This is a genomic window from Thauera sp., from assembly GCF_034003485.1.
Taxonomy (GTDB): domain Bacteria; phylum Pseudomonadota; class Gammaproteobacteria; order Burkholderiales; family Rhodocyclaceae; genus Thauera.
In genome coordinates, this window is sequence record NZ_JAVEYL010000052.1 from 5,902 (window position 1) to 12,799 (window position 6,898).

Here is a 6,898-nt window from a genome sequence, read left to right on the forward strand (position 1 = left end):
GCGCGCACCGCCGCGCTCAGCGCGACGGCGATGATTGCGAGGGCAATCAGGTTTTCGAGCAGGCTGAAGCCGCGCGTCGCGGGGTTCATGGTCCCATTGTCCCGGCCAGCAGTTCCACGCGGCCATTGCGGTCGCCCAAGGTCGCCCGCCAGCCGCTGGCGTCGGTGAGCTCGAGACGAAAGGACGGCGAGTCCGGGCCAAGGATGAGCAGCGTCTCCGCCGTGCCGTTTCGCCCCTCGACCTCGAGTGCGGACCAGCGCAGCGCGTCGGGCAGCCGGCGTTCCGCCAGCACGCTGCTGTCGGACACCTGCTGCCAGCCTCCGGCGGTGTCGCGAGCGAGGAAGCGATAGCCCTGCGGTGTGCGCTCGAGTGCCAGCGGCTGGCCCCGCGTCCAGGCTCGTTCGGCGGCGAAGACCAGGCGGAGTCGCAGCGCCTCCACCGCGCGATCGCGATCGCGCGACTGCAGCGCGCCGATGCTCATGTAGAGCCCTTGCGCCAGCATCGCCAGCAGGGTCAGCACGACCATCACCTCGATGAGCGTGAATCCGCGTTGCGTCCTCGTGCTCGGGCCCCGGATCACAGGTTCCACGAGCCGATGTCGGCGTCGGCGCCTTCGCCACCGGGCTTGCCGTCGGCGCCGAAGCTGAAGACGTCGATTTCGCCCTTAACGCCAGGGTTCAGGTACTGGTAGGGCGCACCCCAGGGGTCGTTGGGCAGGCGCTCGAGATAGGCCTTCCAGTTTTCCGCCCGCGGCGGGGCGCTGGGCGGTTCGACCAGCGCCAGCAGGCCCTGCTCGGCTGTGGGGTAGCGACGGTTGTCCAGGCGGTAGAGCTTGAGCGACTGCATCAGCGTGGCGATGTCCTGCCTGGCAGCGACCGCGCGGGCCTCGTCGGGGCGGCTGAGCACGCGTGGCACCACCAGCGCGGCAAGCACGCCCAGGATGACGATCACCACCATCAGTTCGATCAGAGTGAATCCGCGGCAGCGGCGGGTGGCGCCGGTTGATTGCACGGGACGGGGGGGGCGTGGAAAGGCGCCGGCAGGCGGGCAGGTCATGGCATCTCTCAGTTCATCAGGGTGTTCAGTTCGATGATCGGCTGCATCACCGCGAGCACGATCAGGAGCACCAGGCCGCCCATCAGCAGCAGCAGGGCCGGCTCGAGCAGGCTGGTGAGCGCCGTGATGCGGTTCTCGACGTCCTGTTGCTGCAGGCGGGCGGCCCTGTCGAGCATTTCGCCCAGGCGCCCTGTGGCCTCGCCGTTGGCGATCATGTGCAGCAACAGCGGCGGGAACTGGCGTGCGGCGCCCAGCGCGCGCGCGAGCGACTGGCCTTCGCGCACCTGCTCCGTCGCGCCAGCAACCGCCTCCTGCAGCGGCATCAGGCTCAGCACCTTGCGGCCCGCATCCAGCGCCTGCAGCAACGCCACGCCGCTGCCGCAAAGGATGGCGAGCGTGCTCGCCAGGCGCGCCGCTTCGAGGTTGCGCAAGTGGCGCCCGAGCAGCGGCAGCGCCAGCAACCGCGCATGCCAGCGTCGCCGCAGGCCGGGTTGGCGCAATCCGGCCCTTGCGGCCAGCAGCATCCCCAGCAGCATCGGCGGCAGCAACCAGCCCCAGTTGCGCAGCACGTCGCTGACCGCGATCAGGCCGCGCGTCAGCGGTGGCAGTGACTGGCTGCCCTGCTGGAAGACGGTGACCACTTGAGGTACCACGTAGGTCATCAGCCCGGTGACCACCAGCAATGCGACCGCCGCGACGATGGCAGGGTACAGCAGCGCCTGCAGCGTCTTCTGGCGGAGGTTGCCGCGCCGTTCGAGGTAGCCGGCGAGTTGCTCGAGCACGTCCGCCAGACGCCCGGATCGCTCGCCCGCCGCCACGGACGCGCGGTAGATCGGCGGAAACTGTGTGGCGAAGGCCTCGAGTGCAGCGCTCAATGCCATGCCGGACATTACCTCGGCGCGCACGCCTGCAAGCAGGCGTCCGACATCCTGGTTCTCGGCCTGGTCGATCAGCGCCGTCAGCGACTGCTCCACAGTCAGGCCCGACGCCAGCAGCGTCGCCCACTGCCGCGTCAGCAGTGCCAATGCGCCTTCGGCGATGCGCCGCCGTGTGCCACCTTCGCGATGCGCGCTGACCGCGCCGACGTCGAGCGGAAACAGCCCGCGCTCGCGCAACAGCGTGCGCGCGCCGCGATTGCTGTCGGCCTCGAGCACGCCCTGGATCTCGCGCCCTTGCAGGTCCACGGCCCGATAGTGGAAGGCGCTCATTCGCGCGTCACCCTCAACAGTTCCTCGGGCGAGGTGCTGCCGTCCGCGATCAGGCGCAGACCGTCGTCGCGCAGGCCGCGGGCGCCGGCGGCACGCGCCGCGGCACGCAGCACCGCTTCGTCGGCGCGATCATGGATCAGTGCCGTCAGTGCGGCATCGACCGTGATCAGTTCGTGGATGCCGGTGCGGCCGGCGTAGCCGGTGTGGGCGCAGGCGGGGCAGTCGCCGGCGGCCCAGGCGCGCGCCGGCACGTCGGAGCCGAACAGCGCGCGTTCCTCGTCGCCGATCGCGTGCGGGCGGCGGCAGGCCGGGCACAGGCGCCGCAGCAGGCGCTGTGCCAGGACGCCGCGCAGGCTGGAGGCGAGCAGGAAGGGCTCGATACCCATGTCGACCAGTCGCGTAACGGCCGATGCGGCGTCGTTGGTGTGCAGCGTGGCCAGCACCAGGTGGCCGGTCAGGCTGGCCTGCACCGCGATCTGCGCGGTCTCGAGGTCGCGGATCTCGCCGATCATGATCACGTCCGGGTCCTGGCGCAGGATTGCGCGCAGCGCACGGGCGAAATCGAGCTCGATACGCGGATTGACCTGGGTCTGGCCGATGCCGGGCAGGTCGAATTCGACCGGATCCTCGACGGTGACGATGTTCAGGCGGCGGGCGTCCATGCCCTGCAGCGCGGCGTACAGGGTGGTGCTCTTTCCCGACCCGGTGGGGCCAGTCACCAGAACGATGCCGTGCGGCTGGCGCAGCAATGCCTCGAAGCGCGCGCGCGTGTCCTCGGCCATGCCCAGCGACTCCAGCCCGAGACGCGCAGCGCCCTTGTCGAGCAGGCGCAGCACCAGGCGCTCGCCATGCGCGGTGGGCAGCGTCGATACGCGCACATCCACCTGGCGGCCGGCCAGGCGCAGGCCGATGCGGCCGTCCTGCGGCAGGCGCTTCTCCGAGATGTCGAGGCTGGCCATGATCTTGATGCGCGACACCACCGCCGCGTGCAGCCCGCGGTGCGGTCGGGCGGCATCGTGCAGCACGCCGTCGCGCCGGAAGCGCACCACCGAGTCTCGTTCGTAGGGCTCGATGTGGACATCCGAGGCGCCGTCGCGCACCGCTTGAGTCAGTAGCGCGTTGATCATGCGGATGACCGGGGCCTCGTCCTGCGAGGCGAGCAGATCTTCGACCGCGGGCAGCTCGCTCATCAGGGCGCCCAGATCCAGTTCCTGACCGATGTCGGCAACGAGTTCGGCAGTGCTGCCGTCCTGGCCGCCATAGTGCTCGGCGAGCTTCGAGTCGAAGCACTCCGCGTCGACGCGGGTCAGCTGCAGCGGGCGGGCCAGCATGCGGCGCACCTCTGCCAGCGCCGACAGGCTCGCGTCGGGCCGCAGCACCAGCTCGGCCGTGTCCTCGGCCGCGCGCGCGAGCAGCACGCCATGCCGGCGTGCGAACGCATAGGGGATCGTCGGGTGCCCGGCTGCGCTCATTGCCAACCGCGCTCCTCGAGCGGTGCCGGCGCCTGGTCGTCCGCCGGCGTGCCGGCCAGCCATTCGGCCGGTAGTTCGCGCGTGCGTGGTACAGCTGGCGGCGAGGTCCCGAAGGCGGGCAGCTCCGCTGGCGTCCGCTCGCCGGGCAGCAGCGTGCCGGCGATGCGTTGCTGTTGGCCGACCACGTAGTCGTAGCGCGATGCCGTGAGCCCGGCGTAGCTGTCGGCGTCGCGCAGCACGACCGGGCGCAGGAAGATCACCAGGTTCGTCTTGGTGCGCTTGCGGCCGTTGTACTTGAACAGGTTGCCGGCCACCGGAATGTCTCCGAGCAGCGGCACCTTTTCCTCGTCGGCGCTGTAGCTGTCCTCGATCAGGCCGCCAAGCGCGATGATGGCGCCGTCGTCCACCAGCACGGTCGATTCGATCGAGCGCTTGTTGGTGATCGGCCCGTTGGCGCTGTCTACGCCGCCGACCACGCTCGAGGCCTCATGGTAGATCGCGAGCTTGACCACGCCGCCCTCGGAGACCTGCGGCCGAACGCGCAGCGTCAACCCGACGTCGCGGCGCTCGATGGTCTGGAATGGATTGACCGCACCGCCGCTGCCGCCGGTGTTTGTGAACTGGCCGGTGACGAAGGGCAGGTTGCGGCCGATGACGATCTTGGCTTCCTCGTTGTCGAGGGTGACGAGGTTGGGCGTGGACAGGATGTTGGTCTTGCTGTCGCTCTCGAGGAAGCGTGCGAGCACCGCGAGGCTGGGCACGGTGCCGATGCCGGGCAGGGTCACCGAACCGGTGCCGATGCCGATGTTGATGCCGTTGCCCGGCAGGGTCGGCGTGCCGGCGGCGGCGTTGGTCACCAGGGTCTGAAGGTTGTTGCTGCCGCTGCCGAATCCGGTCAGGCCAATGATCGAGGTCGAACCGCGATTGCTCGCGGCGCCCCACTGCAGGCCCCAGTCGGCCGCACGTTCGGCGGTGATCTCGGCTACCAGTGCCTCGACGTAGACCTGGGCGCGGCGGCGATCGAGCTGCTCGATGACATTGCGCAGGTTGTTGTAGATGGCGTCCGGCGCCGTGATGATCAGTGCGTTGCTCGCCGCGTCGGCCTGGATCATGCTGCCGGCGGACAGGGCCGTGCCCGGCTGTGCGGCCGCGAAGGGGGCCGGTGCCGCAGCGGTGGGTGTCTCGCCGGTCGAATCACCCGAGCGGACCGGTGTGGCCGGGGGTGTCGCAGGTGCCGGAACGGCCATGGCGGCGAGGCCGTTGCCTGCCGCCGGCGCGCTGCCTTCGCTGGCCAGGATGGCACGCAGGGTTTCAGCAACGCGGGTGGCTTCGGCATTGCGCAGATAGACCACGCGGATGTTGCCGCCCGCGCCGGGACGGTCGATCGACGCGACCACCTGGCGAACGGCCGCCAGCCGCGACGGGCTGCCTGCACGCACCAGCAGGCTGTTGCTGTGGGTGTCGGGTACGACGGTTACCTCCTGCAGCGGGTCGGCGGTGCCGCGCCCACCATTGCCCAGCAACCGCATCACGGTTTCGGCCAGGTCGCGCGCCGCGGCGTGCTGGAGGGGGATGACCAGCAGGTCGCCCTGCGGAACGTCGAGCGAACCGATGATCTGGGCGATGCGCGCCAGATTGTCGGCGTAGTCGGTCACTACCAGCGTGTTGGTCGCAGGCAGGGCAGATACGGCGTTGTTCGGACTCACCAGCGGCCGGATTGCGGCCACGAGCCCGGCGGCCGACTCGTGTCGAAGCGAGAACACCTGCGTAACGAGGCCGGTGCCGCTGGGCGTGATGCGACCGGTCGCCACTGGCACTCCGTGCAGCTTGGCATCGGCCTCGGGCACGACACGGGTGATGCCGCCCGATTCGACAACGGTGTAGCCCTGCAGGCGCAGCGCGGACAGCAGGATGTCGTAGGTCAGGGTGCGTGGCACCGGTGTGTTGGTGACGATGTTCAGGCTGCCCTCGACGCGCGGGTCGATGATGAAGTTGCGCCCGGTGATCTGGCCGACAGCCTTGATGACCGAGGTGATCTCGGCATTGGCGAAGTTCAGTTCGACACGTTCGGGTTCCACGTTCGCATGCACGGGGCCGAGCACGAGCAGCGCTCCCGCCAGCACGGCAAGCGGCAGCCATCGCCGTCGATGGCGTGCGGGGGAATGGGGGCATGGCGCCGGGTGATCGGCGGCGCTGCCGAACGGCAAACAGGGGCGGTGGGGCATCGGTCAGTCTTCTTCGGGTGGTTCCGGGGCGTCGGGGCGCGGGGACAGGCGGCGCTGGGCGCTGGTGTGCAGGGTCAGTTCCAGCCGCTGCGAGCCGGCGCCGAGTTCGACGCGGTCGGGCAGGATGCGCAGCAGTTGCCAGTCCCGTAACACCGTCTCGCCGATGCGGTGCGACACGCTCTGGCCGCCGTGCTCGAACAGCGCGAAACCCGTTCCGCCGGCGAACCCGGTGGCGATGCCGACGAGGGCGATGTCCGAAGGTTTGCCGGGGTGGTCGGCGTTGGTGTCCGCTTGGCTGTCCTGATTCGAGAACAGCTGGCTGTGAGCCACCGCCGTGGCCAGTGCGCGTGGGTCGACGATCTCGCCGGTCGCTGTCGGGTGCGCAGGCTCAGGCAATGGCGCCATCAGTCGCGGGGCGAGCAGTCCGGTGGCCGCAAGTGCCGCGATGGCAATCGCCCACGCCAGTCCGGTGACGACACTGGCGCGCACGTTGGAGGCGCTGGGCGGAGTGATGAAGCGGCGGAAGGACATGCTGGGCCGGCTGTCTGATGAAGCCCGCTTTTTACGACAGTAATGTGACGCTTTTTCGAAGCTGTCATGTTTCGTGCCGGTTACAGCTTGCGCGGCAGGGCGCCGGCCGCGTGCGCGTCGGCACACGTGCGGGCAGCGGCCCGAGCACGTACAATCGCGGCCTTCCTCCCCGATGACCAAACCGATCACCGAACCGCCGCGGCCCGATGTCCGACCCCACCCCGATCTTCGCCGCCGACGGCCCGCTCGCCGCTGCCATCCCCGGTTTCCGCGCGCGTCCGCAGCAGATCGAGATGGCGCAGAAGATCGCCGAGGCGATCAAGGCCAACCGCATCCTCGTGGCCGAGGCGGGCACCGGTACCGGCAAGACCTTTGCCTACCTGGTGCCGGCCTTGCTGGCGGGGGG

At 69.8% G+C, this 6,898-nt stretch carries 7 protein-coding genes and 1 pseudogene; 1 reads left to right on the top strand and 7 read right to left on the bottom strand.

Annotated elements, in window-relative coordinates:
* From RBT54_RS18480 to RBT54_RS17295, 7 genes are all read right to left on the bottom strand, one after another.
* Positions 1-89 (bottom strand): prepilin-type N-terminal cleavage/methylation domain-containing protein (locus RBT54_RS18480; protein ID WP_413788472.1); only part of this gene is annotated, 89 nt, incomplete at its 3' end.
* Positions 86-589 (bottom strand): prepilin-type N-terminal cleavage/methylation domain-containing protein, encoded by a 504-nt coding sequence (locus tag RBT54_RS17270; RefSeq protein WP_320368257.1) that lies wholly within the window; start codon positions 587-589, stop codon positions 86-88. The genes RBT54_RS18480 and RBT54_RS17270, both read right to left, overlap by 4 nt.
* The gene (gene gspG / locus RBT54_RS17275; RefSeq protein WP_413788471.1) at positions 577-1,056 is read right to left on the bottom strand and encodes a type II secretion system major pseudopilin GspG; all 480 of its coding nucleotides are present in this window, start codon (positions 1,054-1,056) and stop codon (positions 577-579) included. The genes RBT54_RS17270 and gspG overlap by 13 nt, the downstream gene beginning before the upstream one ends.
* An 8-nt stretch (positions 1,057-1,064) precedes the next feature.
* Positions 1,065-2,264 carry a type II secretion system inner membrane protein GspF gene (gene gspF / locus RBT54_RS17280; RefSeq protein WP_320368258.1) on the bottom strand — a complete coding sequence of 400 codons (1,200 nt, stop codon included), beginning with the start codon at positions 2,262-2,264 and terminating at the stop codon, positions 1,065-1,067.
* Positions 2,261-3,736, bottom strand: a complete 1,476-nt coding sequence (gspE, locus tag RBT54_RS17285; RefSeq protein ID WP_320368259.1) for a type II secretion system ATPase GspE — start codon at positions 3,734-3,736, stop codon at positions 2,261-2,263. Before gspE ends, gspF begins: the two co-directional genes overlap by 4 nt.
* On the bottom strand, positions 3,733-5,859 hold the full coding sequence (gene gspD / locus RBT54_RS17290) for a type II secretion system secretin GspD (RefSeq protein ID WP_413788473.1): 2,127 nt from the start codon (positions 5,857-5,859) through the stop codon (positions 3,733-3,735). The genes gspE and gspD overlap by 4 nt, the downstream gene beginning before the upstream one ends.
* 105 nt (positions 5,860-5,964) lie before the next feature.
* Positions 5,965-6,492, bottom strand: a complete 528-nt coding sequence (locus tag RBT54_RS17295) for a type II secretion system protein N (RefSeq protein WP_288090291.1) — start codon at positions 6,490-6,492, stop codon at positions 5,965-5,967.
* A 206-nt stretch (positions 6,493-6,698) separates the two neighbouring features.
* Between RBT54_RS17295 and RBT54_RS17300 the strand changes: the two are divergent.
* Positions 6,699-6,898, top strand: a pseudogene (locus RBT54_RS17300) (ATP-dependent DNA helicase); the annotation flags it as partial.

What these genes read in the sequence shown, in the direction of transcription:
- gspF (WP_320368258.1), bottom strand. Translation starts at nt 2,264, where the DNA reads ATGAGCGCCTTCCACTATCGGGCCGTGGACCTGCAAGGGCGCGAGATC.
- gspE (WP_320368259.1), bottom strand. Translation starts at nt 3,736, where the DNA reads ATGAGCGCAGCCGGGCACCCGACGATCCCCTATGCGTTCGCACGCCGG.
- gspG (WP_413788471.1), bottom strand. Translation starts at nt 1,056, where the DNA reads ATGACCTGCCCGCCTGCCGGCGCCTTTCCACGCCCCCCCCGTCCCGTG.
- RBT54_RS17295 (WP_288090291.1), bottom strand. Translation starts at nt 6,492, where the DNA reads ATGTCCTTCCGCCGCTTCATCACTCCGCCCAGCGCCTCCAACGTGCGC.